Below are 14,337 nucleotides of genomic sequence, written 5' to 3'. Positions count from 1 at the left end.
CGGGTCAGCAGTCGGTAGGCGATCAGGGCGGGGCTCAAGCGGTGGGCTCCAGTCCCGTGATGACGTCGGCGCGCGCCTCGACCGCGTTCAGGCGCGCGGTCCAGTCGGCGACGACCTCGGCCAGTTCGGCGCCTTCCGGATAGTCGGCGATATCCCAGACGATGGCGCCCTTGCCGAAGGGCAGGGGCAGGACGGCCTTGTCCCAGCTGTTCAGTCGGATCGCCGGTTTGCAGGACAGGCCGATGAACAGGGTCGGCGCGCCCGACAGTTTCGCCAGCACGGGCAGGCCCTCGGCCATCTGTCGCGCCGGGCCACGAGGGCCGTCGGGGGTGATGGCAAGGGCGCCGACCTTGAGCTGTTTCAGCCCGTCGCGCAGGGCCTGGGTCCCGCCCTTGGCCTTCTCGGCCTTGTCCTTGTTGGCGGAGGAACCACGCACGGCGGGGAAGCCCTGTCGGGCGACGGCGCGGGCGATGAACTCGCCATCGGCGGACAGCGAGATCAGGGCCTTGGCCGGGGTAGCGCGATCCAGTGGCCAACAGGCCGGGGCCAATGCGATCCGCGAATGCCAGAAGGCGCAGACGACGCCGCCGCCTTTCGCCCAGACAGCCTCGGCGGCTGGCTGGTTCTCACGGGTCCAGCGGATGGTGGCGAAGCAGAACTGCATCCACTGCGCCAGCGTCCAGGACAGAAGGCCTTGGATAACAGGATTGCGCAGCGGCCTCATGCGCCCGCCGTCACGACAGGATCGCCGTCCAGCGATTGCTGCTTCGCCAGCCGGGCGTAGAGGCCGCCCTTGCGGACGAGAGAGGCGTGCGAGCCCTGCTCGACCACCTTGCCGGACTGGATGACGTAGATGCGGTCGGCGTTGCGCACCGTAGATAGACGGTGGGCGATCATCAGGGTGGCGCGGCCCTCCATCAGCCGGTCCAGCGCGGCCTGCACCAAGGCCTCGCTCTCGGTATCGAGCGCGCTGGTGGCCTCGTCCAGCAGCAGGATCGGCGCGTCCTTCAGGAAGGCGCGGGCGATGGCGATGCGCTGCCGTTGGCCGCCGGACAGGCGCAGGCCGGCCTCGCCGGCGCGGGTCTGGTACCCCTCGGGCAGGTCGGTGATGAAGTCGTGAGCGGCGGCGCTGGCGGCGGCCGCCTCGATATCGACCTGCGAGGCGCCGGGGCGGCCGTAGGCGATGTTGGCGGCGATGGTGTCGTCGAACAGGAAGGGCTCCTGCGTCACCAAAGCGATATGTGCGCGCAGGTCCTGCAGCTTCAGTTCGCGGATGTCCGTCCCGTTCAGCGTCACTCGGCCGGCGGTCACGTCGTAGAAGCGCGGCAACAGGCTGAGGATGGTCGACTTGCCGCCGCCCGATGGGCCGACCAGCGCGACGGTCTCGCCGGGCGCGACGGTCAGGGAGACGTCGGACAGGGTCGGTGCTCCACCTTGGGCCGCCGGGGCGTAGGCGAAGCTGACATGCTCCAGCGCTACGGTGACCGGGCCGGCGGGCAGGGCCGCGGCATCCACCGCCTCGCGGATCTCGGGCTGGATGTCGAGGGAGGCGAACAGGCGGCGAGCGGCCGTCAGGCCCTCGGCCATGACAGTCTGCAGATTGGTGACCTGACGCAGCGACTGGCCGGCCGACATCAGCAGGCCGATGTAGGCGGCGAAGGCGCCTACGCTCATCTCGCCCTGCCGCGCCTGCCATCCGGCATAGGCCATGACGGCGGCGACCACGATCATGGCGACGAGGTTGGAGAAGGGGCCGGCGAAGGCACGGCTGTCGGCGGACTTGATGACGTGACGCTGGCGGCGGGCGACGACCTCTCCCACGCGAGCCTCCTCGGCCGCCTCGCGGTTCTCGATCTTGATCAGGCGGACGCCGTCCAGGTTCTCCATCAGGGCGGTCGAGAGGTTGCCGGTCTCGACCATCGCGCCGGTGGTGGCCTTGCGCATCCGCTTGCCGAAGCGGCGCAGGACGTACGCAATGACCGGCGCGCCGAGGAAGACGATCGCCGTCAGCTTCCAGTCGGTCCAGGCCATGTAGCTGAGGACCGCGACCAGGGTCAGGCCATGCTGGGTGTAGTTGACGACGCCGTTGGTGAAAGCCTCGCGCACAAGGTTCGCGTCGAACAGCACCGAGGCGACGAAGCCGCCCGAGTGCTGGCTGCGCAATCGGGCGAGGTCGGCGCGGATCATGGAGCCGAACAGCTTCACCTGGATGTCGCCGACGATGCCGTGGCCCAGCCGGTTGACCAGCGCAGCCTGACCGAGCGCGGCGGCGGTCCAGATCAGACCCGCGCCGACAATGATCAGCGGGATGCTGAGCAGGGCCTGCTCCGGCGGAATGGTGATGATGCGCCAGATGGTGACCGGCTTGCCCAGGAACAGGCCGTCGATGGCCGGTTGCAACAACTGCAGCACCGTGGCGGCCATGACGCCCACGATGGCCGCGCAGAAGATCGACAGGATCAGCGGCGTCCGGTGATGCGAGAGGTAGTCGCGCCAGATGCGGCCCATCAGGGGGCGCAGGGCTTCCTTCTCGTCCTCGGCGGGGGCGGGCGTCGTCATCGGTCCGAGGTCGGACGACGGCGGGTCGAAGTCAAGCGGCCGCTTCGCCTCGAATATTTACCCGGATAAAAATATGCGATAATAACGTCCGGTTAATTTGGAGCTGAGGTTTGATGTCCCGGATCGATCGCAAGGCGCTGGTCGCCGCCTACAAGGAAGAGCAGACTCCCGTCGCTGGCGTCTACGCCGTCATCTGCGGCGCGACAGGCGAGGCCTGGGTCGGGCGCAGCCTGAACATCGACCGCCAGCAGAACAGCCTTTGGTTCACGCTGAAGAGCGGGACCTTCGCCTATCGCGCGCTCCAATCGGCATGGACCGAGCACGGAGAGGGCGCATTCCGGTTCGAGCAACTGGACCGCCTTTGCGACGACCTGTCGCCGATGGCGCGGGATACGGAGCTGAAGGAACGGTCGACGCGCTGGCGGGACCGGCTTGGGGCGGAGGGGATCTGAAACTCGCTACTTCAGTGAGGTTCTCGGATCGTCGTCGGTGATCAGCGTAATGCCCTCGGCGCCGTCGACACGCTCGGCCGGCGCGACGGTCGGGTTCGAGGGGTAGCGGGTCCCGTCGAACGCCAGTTTGGCCTCATACCCGTCGGTCACGCCCCCGCCACGCACATGGACGCCGATGTCCGGCAGGCCGTTCGTGCGGGTCGAGAGCGCGCGGATCGGCGCCTGGGTGACGGTCGTCTCTCCCAGCACGTCGTAGCCGTCCGTTGTCCGACGCAGGATCAGCAGGTTGCAGCCGCCCGAGCCGCAATACTCAGGGCCGACCAGATAGACGAGCGTAAGCGCCTCGACGCCTTCGCCGGTGCTTCGCGCGACATAGCCGAGCGGCGCCATGGCCTCCCGGGTGCGATCCTGGAGGAAGGCGGTCAGGGCAGGATCCAGGGATGGGGCCGGCGCCGCTGCGGCTTCGGTTGGGACGTCGGGGGACGGAGCAGGGGCGGCTGGCTCTGATGGCTGACCGCAAGCTGCGAGGGCCAAGGCTATGGCGGTGAGCAGGGGCGTGTGGCGCATGTCGGATGTTCCTGGGGGTTGTCTCTCAACGGCCGCTGACGAGCTTGGCTCCGATCGATCAATCCTGCCAGTCTTCACTGCCATGGCGAACGCGCAACACATCAATCTGCCGCCCGCCGAAGATGTAGATGATGATGTGGGACAGATAGAGATGAACACGCACCGGCGGATTGATCTCGAACCGCTCGCGCGCCGCCAGCGGGTTGTCGCCAATGAACGACAGGGCCTGCTCGAAGCCGTCGAAATAGCGCTCGGTCCGAGAGAGTCCGAACATGCGAGCGCTGTCCGCATAGATGCGGATCAGGTCTTCCTCAGCAGCCCGGCTCAGCCTCGGTTTGGGCATCCTGTTCCAAGCGGCGGCGGGCCTCGGCCCTGATATCCGCCATCGAGCGATCACCCATGGGACCCGTCAAGGCTTCGTCGACGAACTGCTGCATGGTCTGGATGCGTTCGAGGCGTTCCTGATCCTTCCGGATGAGGTCACGGACATAGTCGCTGGAGTTGCTGTACCGGCCGGTTTCGGCACGACCCTCGACCCATTCCTTCATGGCGTCGGGGAGAGAGACATTCATGGTGGCCATGACAACACCGTACCGGCATCCGATATGTTTGGCAAAGTTTGCCATTGCACCGGCGGCGATGTGGTGATCAGGCTGAGCTATGCGCACGCCCTTATTGATCGCAGCTTCCGGCCTGTTCGCCCTGCTCGGCAGCTGCTCCCAGGTGTTCGAGATCACCCCGAGAATGATCGACGGGCGTCTGACCTTCGTCGACGAGCGCGTTCCTGATCGCTGCGTGAGTTCTGTGACGGTCATGAAGATGGACTCCGCGCAGGCGCCGGACGAGCCTGACGATCGGTGGCGCGAGCGGACCACGGCTTGGGTCGATCATGGCGGCTACGGCTGCGATGACCGGCTGCCGTTGGTGTACGGCCAGCCGCTGAAAGGGACTGGAAGCGGCAATCCCGATAACGCGTTCGGGCCACGCCCTCTCGAGACAGGCGTGATCTATCTGGCGGCGATCGGATCCGGAGCCGACGCCGAAGCCGGCGTCACTTTCCGCCTTCTGTCCGATGGTCGGGTGGAGAACCTCGGGCCTGTCGATCCGGGAGCAGGCGCCGCCCCGTGACGTCGGGCGCGTGAACCTCTATCTCCCGCGCATGACGTCCTACGACCTCTCCACCCCCCTCGGCCGGTTCAAGGCGCGCTGGGACTATGTCTGGAAGGATCACGCCTTCCTGCGGCGGTGGTTCATGAACGCCCATTGGCTGGGGCCGGATCTGGTGCGGACGAACCAGCCGTCGCCGCGGCAGCTGGCGTACTGGAAGTCACAAGGCATCAAGACGGTCATCAACCTGCGCGGTGCGCGGGACGAGGCCTACTATGCGCTGGAGAAGGACGCCTGCGAGCGGCTCGGCCTGACCCTGATCGACGCGCCGCTGGACAGCCGGGACCCGCCGCAGAAGGATCGGGTGCACCGGGCGAAGCGCTTGTTCGAGACGATCGAATATCCGGTGCTGATCCACTGCAAGTCCGGCGCGGACCGGGCAGGGATGATGGCGGTCTTCTATCGCCACTTCCATCTGGGCGAGCCGATCAGCGAAGCGATCAAACAGCTCGACAAGAAATACCTGCACCACCGCGAAGGCCTTACCGGGGTGCTGGACTATACGCTGGAGAAGTATCTGAACGAGGTCGAGCCGACCGGCGTCGGCTTCCTCGAATGGATCGACAGCGACGCCTATGATCCCAGGGCGATCCGCGCCGAGTTCAAGACCCAGTGGTGGGGTACTCTGCTGACCGAGAAACTGCTTCGGCGGGAGTGATCAGGGGCGCGGGAACGGGTCGTTCGGGCGCTGCTCGTCACCGGCAGGCGTGATCGGATCGTTCCAGGCGGTGTCGGACTCGCCCGGCGCATTGGTCGGCGCGGACGGCTTCTTCCGCGTCGCCCAGAAGACGATGCCCACGGCGATGGCCAGAAGAACCAGAACGATCAGGATGGTGTTCACGGCGAAACCTCCGGCCAGCGGGACTGTCCGAAGGAAAGCGTCTCAGCGTGGCCGGTGGTTCCGGAAGAGCCTCAGGCGTCGCCGCGCGGGTCGATCATGCGGTGGGCGTGCAGGATGAAGAACCGCATGTGGGCGTTGTCGACGGTGGCCTGGGCGCGGGCCTTCCAGGCCTTCTTGGCTTCGTCATAGCTGCCGTAGGCGCCGACGAACTCGATCTTCGACAGGTCGCGGAAGACCGGAGCGTCGAGGTGGCGCAGTTCACCGCCGATGACGAGGTGAAGCAGCTGGGGATCGGTTTCGGCGGTCATGGGAGGCCTTCGGGGAGAAAGTCAGCGGGGCGCGAGCGGAATAGGCCCTGTGCGCCTGACGATCAACGGGTGAAGGCCCGGAGCGCTGCAGATGAGGCTGTTCTGTCGCGGATCAGACTGATTGAACCGCCACTCGTGGCCGTGGTGGTCGCTGACCTTCGCTCCGGCCTCGGTGGCGATCAGGGCTCCGGCGCAAACGTCCCAGTCCCATTTGGGCGTCAGGGCGATGGCGGCGTCGAAGGCGCCGGCGGCGACCAGAGCCATGCGATAGGCGATGGCGTTGCGCTTCTCGAACCGCATCTCGGGCCATGGCTCGTCCCATTGGGGACCTTCCATCAGCCGGGCGTCGGCGAGGACCGAGGCGTCGTCCAGATCGGTGGTGTCGGATGCGGTGATCGGCCGGCCGTTCAGCAGGGCGCCGCGGCCCAGCGTCGCCTCGAAGGTCTCGCCCAGCGCCGGGGCGTGGATGACCGCGGCGACCGGGCGGCCGTCCTCGACCACGGCGATCGGGATGCACCACCACGGCTTGCCCTTCATGTAGGCGACCGTGCCATCGATGGGGTCGACCACGAAGATGCGGCGGCGGGACAGGCGGTCCTCGCCATCGGTCGTTTCCTCCGACAGCCAGCCGTAGTCGGGGCGGGCGGTCAGCAGGGTGTCGCGCAGGGCCTTGTCCACGGCCATGTCGGCCGAGGTGACGGGCGATCCGCCGGACTTGGACCAGATCTTCAGCCCGGCCTCGCGCTCGGCCAGCGCCAGTTCGCCGGCGGTCAGCACGGCGGCGCGGATCAGCTCCAGATCGGAGGCGTAATCCGTCATTTGCCCGCGATGGCGACGGCGTCGAACAGCAGGGACGGGCTGTTGAAGCCGCCCCGGAACTCCAGATCCGAGCCCGGAACCATGCGCGCCCACAGGTCGGTCAGCTTGCCGGCGACGGTGATCTCGCTGACGGGGTAGGCGACCTTGCCGTTCTCGAACCAGAAGCCGGACACCCCGGCGGACCAGTCGCCGGTGTTGCCGTTCAGCGAGGGGCCGAACATCGAGGTGATCAGCAGGCCGGAGTCGGCCTGACCCATCAGGCCGTTCAGATCCCGGTCGCCCGGGTCGAGGTGCAGATTGTGGGTCGAAACGCCGGGCGGGCCGGCGAGGCCGCGCGAGGCGTGGCCGGTCGAGGCGAGGCCCAGCTGGGCGGCGGCCGAGCTGTTCAGCAGCCAGGTGGTCAGGACGCCGTCCTCGACGATGGCCTTGCGCTCGACTTCCACGCCCTCGTCGTCGAACGGGGTGGAGCCAAGGCCGCGCGGGCGGAACGGGTCGTCGATCAGGTTGGCGCCCTTCGGCAGCACCTGCTGACCCAGCCTGTCCTTCAGGAAGCTGGTGCCGCGAGCGATCGACGGGCCGGAGATGGCGCCCAGCAGGGGCGACAGGATCTGGGTCGCGACGCGGTTCTCGAAGATGACCGGGGCGGTGGTCGAGGCGATCTTGCGGGCGCCGACGCGGGCGATGGCCCGGCGGCCGGCATAGTCGCCGATGGATGCGGCCGAGGGCAAGTCGGACAGGTGGCGCACGGCGCGATGCTCGCCCCCGCGTTCCTTGACCCCGTCCTTCTCGGCGATGACGCCCACGCCCAGCGAGAAGGCCGAGCCGTGATAGGCGCCGTCGAAGCCGTGCGAGGTGACAAGACGCCAGCGGCTGGACGACGCGGCGGCATGCCCGCCCTCGGACAGGGAGACGCCTTCGACGGCCAGGGCGACAGCCTCGGCCTCGGCGGCGGCGGCCTGAAGCTCATCGGCCGAGCGCTCGGTCGGGTCGTAGAGGTCGAGGTCGGGGAAGGGACCTTTCGCCAGACGATCCTGCGGCGCGAGACCGGCATACGGATCCTCGGGGGCCAGCTTCGCCATGGCGACGGCGCGCTCAACGAGGCGGGCGCGGGTCTTGTCCGACAGGTCCGAGGCGGAGACGGTGGCCTGACGCCGGCCGATGAAGACCCGCAGGCCCAGATCGCGGCTTTCCTCGCGCTCGACATCCTCCAGCGCGCCATTGCGGACGCCGATGGACAGGGAGGCCCGCTCGGAGGTCACGGCCTCGGCGGCGTCGGCGCCGGCCTTCAGCGCGGCGGCGACCAGTTCGGGCAGGATGTCGGGGGAGGCGGCGTCACGCGGGGAGGTCATGCCCCGATATGGCCGGGGGTCCGCTGCGGCGCAACCGTCGTCGTCAGGAGACGGCGGCGAAGATCAGCAGGCCGGCCATGGCGATGAAGGGAATGTAGGTCAGCAGCATGCCCAGCATCCGGCCGATCGCTGGCTGTTTCGCCTGCGCCATGCCCCAGGCGTGCAGCACCCGGCCGAGGAAGAAGGATCCGCCCAGCGCATGGATGATCGGCGCGCTGTAGAAGACCGCCGTGACCGCCAGAGCGACCAGCGCCAGCGGGATGTATTCGATCGCATTGCCGAAGGTGCGGGTGGTGACGGTCAGGGCGTCGTGACCGCCATCGCCCACCGACACTTTCAGCTTGCGCCGCCCCGCGCTGATGCGCGCCGACAGGAACAGGACCAGCAGCAGGGACAGGCCTGTCCAGAGCGCCACGGCCATGAAGGCTTCGGTGCGGAAGGCCAGATGTTCGGCTGCGGTCATGACGGGTCCCCTCAGTTCTCGCGCGCCACCGGATAGAGGCGGTAGTGGTCATCATAGAACGGGGTTCGCTCGTAGAACCACTGCAGACGCGCATCGCCGTTGGCGGCGAAGTCGGGCTCGGCGGCCAGCTTGGCCTCGAACTCTGCCTTCAGTGCCGGATCGGCAGCCATCATGCGCTCGGCCAGCGGGGCGATGGCATAGCCCTCGATGTATTCGACGCGGCTCAGCACCTCGGGGAACAGGCCCCAGGCGAACAGGCTCTCGGACGACTGCGGCTCCAGCATAAGGACGACGACGTCGCCCAGCACCTGATCGGTGGGCACGCGGACCGAGCCGGGCTGGAAGGTCCAGTCGCGGCGCTCGGGCGTGACCGAGGTGACGTTGACGCCCACGTGGCCTTCATTGGCGCGGGTGGCCAGCTTCGGATCGTCGAGGCGCAGCATCTCCACGCTGACGGTGCGCGGGGCCTCCAGAGTCTCCATCTGGATGCCGTGGGCGCGCAGGCGTTCGATGACGTCGGCGCGGTGGGCCGGGACCCAGTAGGCTTCGGGGCGCTGCAGCGTCAGGGTCGGGCGCGAGCCAAAGAAGGGCACCTGCCAGAGTTCCGGATCCGGCTGGCCCAGCCAGCGAATCTCGCGACGGCCCGAGGCGGGGCTGTCATACGTCTCGTAGGTGATGCCCTTGAAGGCGCGGGTGTAGGTTGGCGTATCGACCGCGACGAAGTTGGTCGGGATTTGCGCGGGGCGCAGGGCGCTGTCCTCGGCGACGGCGGCACGCAGGGCGGCGCCGTCGGTCGCCAGATGGCGCAGGGCCTGTTCGATAAAGACGTATGTGCCCAGCACGCGCTGCTCGTGCGGTTTCAGGCTGTGGTTCTCGATCAGGATGGTCGGGACGTGGGCCGCCGAGCCCCAGCCGTTCGAGAACCGCTCGCCCAGCCCGCCGTCCGACAGGCCGGCGCGCGGGTTCTCGTCATCGACGCCGAAGACCAGCTCGCCGGGAATATGGCCCTGGGCCTCCAGCGCGGCGTTCATGGCGGGCTTGAAGGCGTCGTCCAGCCAGCGGGCGGTCGCCGGAGAGCGCGACCAGACGCCGTTCTCGCCGTTGTAGCCGTAGGTGACGTCGTACTGGTAATCCATGCCGTCGGTGACGTGGACGTCAACATAGAGGTCCGGCCGGTACTTCAGGATCAGACCGCGCACCGCCCGCATCTCGGGCTGGTCCATCTTCAGATAGTCGCGGTTCAGGTTCTGGTTGGTCGCCGTGTTGCGCCAGCCCTGGATGCGTGGTCCGCGCTGGTTGGGCCGGCTGTACACGCCCGAGCGCTCATGGCCGTCGACCGACAGGATCGGGATCAGGATCAGGTTGACCCGGTCCAGCAGGTCGTCCTTGCCGTAGAAGGCGATGTCGCGCAGCAGCATCATGCCCGCGTCCTTGCCGTCGATCTCGCCGGGATGGATGCCGGCCTGGATCATCAGCACCGGCTTGGCCGGATCAAAGGCGGCGCCGTCCTTCGAGGCGATGACGGCGTAGATCGGCCGGTTCTCGGGCGAGACGCCGAACTGCTCGATGCGGATCAGGTCCGAGGCGGCGTCCAGACGATCGAACCAGGCGCGGGTGTCGGCATAGGTCGGGCTGAAGTCATGCTCGGCGTCGGCCTCGAAGGCGGTGACCCAAGGGTCCGAGGCGTCGCGCAGCAGGTTGCGGCTGGCCCCGTTCCACTCCGGCGCCGGCGGCAGGAAGGGCTGGTCCCACGGGGCGACATTCGAAACGGACTGAGACATGGCGGGACTCGCGATCAGGAGGGCGGCGGCGATCATCAGGGACGTGCGCATGGGCGTCTTCCTCGACCAATTGGAAGTCGTCGGCAAGCGGATCAACCGCCGGCCATCGGGGGTGACCAGCCGCCTGCGGTCATCAGGTTGATGGCGGACATGGCGACGGTCCAGAGGCTGTAGGCCAGCACGATCAGCAGGCTGCCGATCACCGCCGGCCGCCATGGCGCGAAGGCGGCGGTCGCCGTCGTGAAGAAGAAGATGCCGAAGCCGACCCACAGCCGGGTCGTCGACAGGGCGGCGAACCCGGCGTCGGCGCTCATCAGCGCCATGAACATCAGGCCGACGATCAGATTGGCGGTCATGATGCAGCCGAACACCAGCCGCCGGTGCTTCCAGAAATGATCGTCCAGATCGATGCGGTCGTGGACGCCCTCGGCCGATACGCGCGGGAAGGTGACGCTGGCGGCGGTGTAGAAGACCGCGGCGATGATCAGTCCGGCGATCAGCAGGGCGTGATTGAACGGCGCGCCGCGGAAGATGACCCAGGCCTGGTTCCAGAAGGTGGCGACATCCAGCGCCACGAAAGCCGCCAACATGGGCGTCAGCCAGCCGAAGCGGACCCGCTCCCGCTCATGCAGCACACGGGCGAACCCCCCGACGAGCTCGGCCACCGACAGGCCGAGGAGCAGCCCGTAGAAGCTGAAGAAGAATTCGAACGCGCTCATCCGCCCCCCGGCGCCGGTGATCGTTCAGCCTATTTCCAGATCGGCGTGCCGTCACCCGGCAATCCGAGGCGGTCCCACATCTCGGAAACGCGGTCGACGACGTCGGATTCCATGCGGATCTCCTCGCCCCACTCGCGCTTCGTCTCGGGTTCCCACTTGTCTGTGGCGTCCAGACCGATCTTGGAACCCAGGCCGCTTTCGGGGCTGGCGAAGTCCAGATAGTCGATCGGGGTGTTCTCGATCAGGGTGATGTCGCGGGCCGGGTCCATCTTCGTGGAGATGGCCCACATGACGTCCTTCCAGTCGCGGGCGTCGATGTCGTCGTCCACGACGATGACCCATTTGGTGTACATGAACTGGCGCAGATAGCTCCACACACCCAGCATCACGCGCTTGGCATGGCCGGGGTAGGCCTTCTTCATCGACACCACGGCGATGCGGTAGCTGCAGCCCTCGGGCGGCAGCCAGAAGTCGGTGATCTCGGGGAACTGCTGGCGCAGCAGGGGAATGAAGACCTCGTTCAGCGCCTCGCCCAGCACCGACGGCTCGTCCGGCGGACGGCCGGTGAAGGTGGTCAGATAGATCGGGTCCTTCCGCATGGTGATGGCTGTCACCTGGAAGACCGGGAAGGTCTCGACCGAGTTGTAGTAGCCGGTGTGATCGCCGTACGGCCCCTCTGCCGCATGCTCGTCCAGCAGGACGTGGCCTTCCAGCACGATCTCGGCATGGGCCGGGACCATCAGCGGCACGGTCTTGCAGGGAACGAGCTCGGCCTTCTGACCGCGCAGCAGGCCCGCGAACTGATACTCCGACAGAGTGTCCGGCACGGGCGTCACGGCGGCGAGGATGGTGCCCGGATCGGCGCCGAGCACGATGGCGGCGGGCAGGGGCTCGCGGTTCCCGGCCTTCTTGTGCCGGGCAAGGTGCTGGGCCCCGCCGCGGTGGGCCAGCCAGCGCATGATGGCCTTGTCCTTGCCCAGCACCTGCATGCGGTAGATGCCAAGGTTGAAGTCGTCCTCGCGGGCGTCCGACGGCCCCCTGGTCACGACCAGCCCCCAGGTGATAAGCGGCGCCGGCTCGCCGGGCCAGCAGCCCTGAATGGGCAGCGAGGTCAGGTCGATCTGGTCGCCTTTGAGCACGATCTGCTGAACCGGGGCGGTCTTCACCACCTTGGGCCGCATCGACATGACGGTCTGGGCCAGCGGCAGCATCTCCATCGCATCGCCCAGGCCGCGCGGCGGCGTCGGGTTGCGCAGGAAGGCCAGCAGTTCGCCGACCTCGCGCAGTTCCGCGGCGGTGGTGCGTTGCTTCTTCTCCAGCGTCACGCCCATGGCGACGCGCTTCACCGTGCCGAACAGGTTGGCCAGGCAGGGGATGGGACTGATCGAGCCGTCCGGCATGACCGGCTTCTCGAAGATCACCGCCGGGCCGCCGTTGCGCAGCAGACGTGTCTGGATCTCGGTCATCTCCAGATGGGTCGAGACCGGCTCGGATACCCGGACGAGCTCGCCCTCCGCTTCGAGGATTTCGATGAAGTCGCGCAGCGATTTGTAGGCCATGCGGCGAGGCTTAGGCGGACGCGGGTGGGAGCTCAACAGGTTTGAGTTGTTCACAAGTGTTAATGCGACTTAACCCGATTTTTGACGACTCGGGCATGCTTCGCGTTGTCTCTTTAACCGATAGAATCGTTGAGGTGAGACCGTGACAAAATCGGAGGAGTTCCGATGAACGGTTTGAACGCTGACATCGCCAGCTTCGAGCGCATGCGAACTGAACTCGAAGAGCGCCATCTTCTGGAGTGGGTCGTCTTCCACCATGGGCAGTTCGTGAACGTGTATCCGGACTTTGACGCCGCCGCATCCGACGCGATTGATCGTTTCGATACGGGCCCGTTCCTCATCCGTCAGGTCGGAGCCCCGCCGAAGATCCACCTGACCGGCGGGATGGTTTTCACGAGGGCGAATGCCTAAGGAGTCGGTGGGTTTCAAGAGCGGGTTTGGTGGGCTCTCTGCTGCCGATCTGCTCGTTCAGATCGGACCCACCGTCCACGTAGATATCGGGCGAAAATCGCGTTCGAAACCCGGAGAACCGCCCGACCTCATCGGTAAGCGGATCAAGGCGCTGATTGATACTGGCGCTGGCGGCGATTGCATTGATGAGGTCTTAGCTCAGGAACTGGGGCTTCCTGCGACTGAGAAGGGTGAGATCAGCGGTGTCGGTGGCCGGCACAAGGCGACAATCTATACAGCAAGGCTATATGTCCCGGCATTGGACAAGCTGCTGTTTCAGGAATTCACCGGTGTGAAGTTGGCCGAAGGGGCGCAGCCGCATCGCGTGCTTCTTGGTCGAACATTTCTGCGCCACTACCGCATGTCCTACAATGGCGCTTCGGGGCAGGTCGAACTCTCAACCGGCGACGACTGATCGCCGTTCCAGCATGCGGTCGATCGCCACGACGATCAGGCCGACCAGTGTGAAGAACACCAGTAGCCCGGCGAAGTACGCGCCGGCCTTGCCCCAGCCGAGGGTCGAGGCGTCCACGAACCAGTAGGGCCACCAGTCGGCGGCGAGACCGTGGATTGCGGTCCAGGCGCCGTAGATCAACGGGAAGGCCAGCCATTTAACGGGCGCGCTCCAGCGCAGGGCGCCTTTCGGAACGAACATCAGCCAGTCCAGCAGCATGGCGATCGGCATGACGTAGTGCAGGCCGATATTGGCCACGAGCGCCCAGCCCTGTGGGTTCCAGGTGGCGTGCAGCATGAAGTGGTACACCAGCCCGACCACGACCGCGTACATGGTCACGCTCGCGCGCACGCCCGGCGCGGCGGCCCAGCGCCCGATGGAATGGCCGCCGGCGACGACCGGCAGGGTCATCGCCAGCACCACCAGCACATTGGTCAGGATGGTGAAGTAGCTGAAGAAGTTCAGCGTCAGCTCGACCGGGCCGCGATCCGGCGTCGCCAGCATCAGGGCGTACTGGAGCGTCAGGATGGTCCAGCCGAGAAGGGCGAAGACCGCGCGCCAGATCAGGGCCGTGCGCGGTCCGTGCATTCAGTACGCCCTTGTGTCCGAGACCAGCGCCCAGATCGGCAGGCGCAGGGCGGTGGTGGCGGCGCCGATCTGGAGGCTGTCCAGATGGGCGCGGCCCGCCTCGGCGCGGCGTTCCTCCTCGGGCGTCATGTCGAGCAGGCGGGCCATGTCCTCCACGCTCCAGCCGCGCTCCTCGCGCCATCGCCTCAGTCTTGCGCCGACCGCCGCGTCCGACGGATCGACGCCCGGAAATCCGAGCACCGTACCCATAGGCTTCAACTC

The 14,337-nt window shown here is 67.1% G+C and carries 20 protein-coding genes; 5 read left to right on the top strand and 15 right to left on the bottom strand.

The window, feature by feature from the left end; all coding sequences use genetic code 11:
• Positions 1–34: 34 nt before the first annotated feature.
• Positions 35–724, bottom strand: coding sequence for a lysophospholipid acyltransferase family protein (locus ABDZ95_RS13310; RefSeq protein WP_343794443.1), 690 nt, complete (start codon positions 722–724; stop codon positions 35–37).
• Complete coding sequence (locus ABDZ95_RS13305; RefSeq protein WP_343794442.1) at positions 721–2,559, bottom strand: ABC transporter ATP-binding protein; 1,839 nt, start codon at positions 2,557–2,559, stop codon at positions 721–723. The genes ABDZ95_RS13310 and ABDZ95_RS13305 overlap by 4 nt, the downstream gene beginning before the upstream one ends.
• Before the next feature lie 113 nt (positions 2,560–2,672).
• Between ABDZ95_RS13305 and ABDZ95_RS13300 the strand changes: the two genes are divergently transcribed.
• The gene (locus ABDZ95_RS13300; protein WP_343794441.1) at positions 2,673–3,011 is read left to right on the top strand and encodes a GIY-YIG nuclease family protein; all 339 of its coding nucleotides are present in this window, start codon (positions 2,673–2,675) and stop codon (positions 3,009–3,011) included.
• Positions 3,012–3,017: 6 nt separating this feature from the next.
• Here the strand turns inward: ABDZ95_RS13300 and ABDZ95_RS13295 are convergent, their stop codons facing one another.
• The 3 genes from ABDZ95_RS13295 to ABDZ95_RS13285 form a co-directional block, all read right to left on the bottom strand.
• Positions 3,018–3,401 carry a hypothetical protein gene (locus tag ABDZ95_RS13295; protein WP_343794440.1) on the bottom strand — a complete coding sequence of 128 codons (384 nt, stop codon included), beginning with the start codon at positions 3,399–3,401 and terminating at the stop codon, positions 3,018–3,020.
• Between the two features lie 235 nt (positions 3,402–3,636).
• Complete coding sequence (locus tag ABDZ95_RS13290) at positions 3,637–3,852, bottom strand: type II toxin-antitoxin system RelE/ParE family toxin (RefSeq protein ID WP_343794439.1); 216 nt, start codon at positions 3,850–3,852, stop codon at positions 3,637–3,639.
• 37 nt (positions 3,853–3,889) lie between these two features.
• Entirely contained in the window at positions 3,890–4,159 is a 270-nt protein-coding gene (locus ABDZ95_RS13285; protein ID WP_343794465.1) for a type II toxin-antitoxin system ParD family antitoxin, read from the bottom strand.
• 232 nt (positions 4,160–4,391) lie between these two features.
• On the opposite strand from ABDZ95_RS13285, the gene ABDZ95_RS13280 reads away from it, so the two are divergent.
• Both ABDZ95_RS13280 and ABDZ95_RS13275 read left to right on the top strand, forming a co-directional pair.
• Complete coding sequence (locus tag ABDZ95_RS13280) at positions 4,392–4,706, top strand: hypothetical protein (protein ID WP_343794438.1); 315 nt, start codon at positions 4,392–4,394, stop codon at positions 4,704–4,706.
• Positions 4,707–4,737: 31 nt separating this feature from the next.
• The gene (locus tag ABDZ95_RS13275) at positions 4,738–5,403 is read left to right on the top strand and encodes a fused DSP-PTPase phosphatase/NAD kinase-like protein (RefSeq protein WP_343794464.1); all 666 of its coding nucleotides are present in this window, start codon (positions 4,738–4,740) and stop codon (positions 5,401–5,403) included.
• On the opposite strand, the gene ABDZ95_RS13270 is transcribed toward ABDZ95_RS13275, so the two are convergent.
• The 8 genes from ABDZ95_RS13270 to ABDZ95_RS13235 all read right to left on the bottom strand — a co-directional run bounded on the left by ABDZ95_RS13270 (position 5,404) and on the right by ABDZ95_RS13235 (position 12,584).
• Positions 5,404–5,586 (bottom strand): hypothetical protein, encoded by a 183-nt coding sequence (locus tag ABDZ95_RS13270; protein WP_343794437.1) that lies wholly within the window; start codon positions 5,584–5,586, stop codon positions 5,404–5,406.
• Positions 5,587–5,657: 71 nt separating this feature from the next.
• Positions 5,658–5,894 (bottom strand): DUF4170 domain-containing protein, encoded by a 237-nt coding sequence (locus tag ABDZ95_RS13265; RefSeq protein ID WP_343794436.1) that lies wholly within the window; start codon positions 5,892–5,894, stop codon positions 5,658–5,660.
• Between the two features lie 21 nt (positions 5,895–5,915).
• Entirely contained in the window at positions 5,916–6,713 is a 798-nt protein-coding gene (locus tag ABDZ95_RS13260) for a 3'(2'),5'-bisphosphate nucleotidase CysQ (protein ID WP_343794435.1), read from the bottom strand.
• The gene (locus ABDZ95_RS13255; protein ID WP_343794434.1) at positions 6,710–8,062 is read right to left on the bottom strand and encodes a TldD/PmbA family protein; all 1,353 of its coding nucleotides are present in this window, start codon (positions 8,060–8,062) and stop codon (positions 6,710–6,712) included. The genes ABDZ95_RS13260 and ABDZ95_RS13255 overlap by 4 nt, the downstream gene beginning before the upstream one ends.
• A gap of 43 nt (positions 8,063–8,105) precedes the next feature.
• On the bottom strand, positions 8,106–8,525 hold the full coding sequence (locus ABDZ95_RS13250) for an MAPEG family protein (RefSeq protein WP_343794433.1): 420 nt from the start codon (positions 8,523–8,525) through the stop codon (positions 8,106–8,108).
• Between the two features lie 11 nt (positions 8,526–8,536).
• Entirely contained in the window at positions 8,537–10,357 is a 1,821-nt protein-coding gene (locus ABDZ95_RS13245) for a M14 family metallopeptidase (RefSeq protein ID WP_343794432.1), read from the bottom strand.
• Positions 10,358–10,398: 41 nt separating this feature from the next.
• Positions 10,399–11,025, bottom strand: a complete 627-nt coding sequence (locus tag ABDZ95_RS13240; RefSeq protein WP_343794431.1) for a hypothetical protein — start codon at positions 11,023–11,025, stop codon at positions 10,399–10,401.
• Positions 11,026–11,054: 29 nt separating this feature from the next.
• On the bottom strand, positions 11,055–12,584 hold the full coding sequence (locus ABDZ95_RS13235) for a UbiD family decarboxylase (protein WP_343794430.1): 1,530 nt from the start codon (positions 12,582–12,584) through the stop codon (positions 11,055–11,057).
• 165 nt (positions 12,585–12,749) lie between these two features.
• Between ABDZ95_RS13235 and ABDZ95_RS13230 the strand changes: the two genes are divergently transcribed.
• Positions 12,750–12,995 (top strand): hypothetical protein, encoded by a 246-nt coding sequence (locus ABDZ95_RS13230; RefSeq protein WP_343794429.1) that lies wholly within the window; start codon positions 12,750–12,752, stop codon positions 12,993–12,995.
• Positions 12,996–13,002: 7 nt separating this feature from the next.
• Positions 13,003–13,449, top strand: a complete 447-nt coding sequence (locus ABDZ95_RS13225) for a retroviral-like aspartic protease family protein (protein ID WP_343794428.1) — start codon at positions 13,003–13,005, stop codon at positions 13,447–13,449.
• Here ABDZ95_RS13225 and ABDZ95_RS13220 read toward each other — a convergent pair.
• Positions 13,432–14,076: a Pr6Pr family membrane protein gene (locus ABDZ95_RS13220; protein WP_343794427.1), complete on the bottom strand. Its 645-nt coding sequence runs from the start codon at positions 14,074–14,076 to the stop codon at positions 13,432–13,434. The genes ABDZ95_RS13225 and ABDZ95_RS13220 overlap by 18 nt on opposite strands.
• Positions 14,077–14,325: a helix-turn-helix domain-containing protein gene (locus ABDZ95_RS13215; RefSeq protein ID WP_343794426.1), complete on the bottom strand. Its 249-nt coding sequence runs from the start codon at positions 14,323–14,325 to the stop codon at positions 14,077–14,079.
• Between the last annotated feature and the right edge of the window lie 12 nt (positions 14,326–14,337).

Origin of the sequence: Brevundimonas kwangchunensis, assembly GCF_039523815.1 — a bacterium.
Classification (GTDB): Bacteria; Pseudomonadota; Alphaproteobacteria; order Caulobacterales; family Caulobacteraceae; genus Brevundimonas; species Brevundimonas kwangchunensis.
The sequence above is the reverse complement of the archived record's forward strand: the minus strand, read 5'-3'. Positions and strand labels throughout refer to the sequence as shown.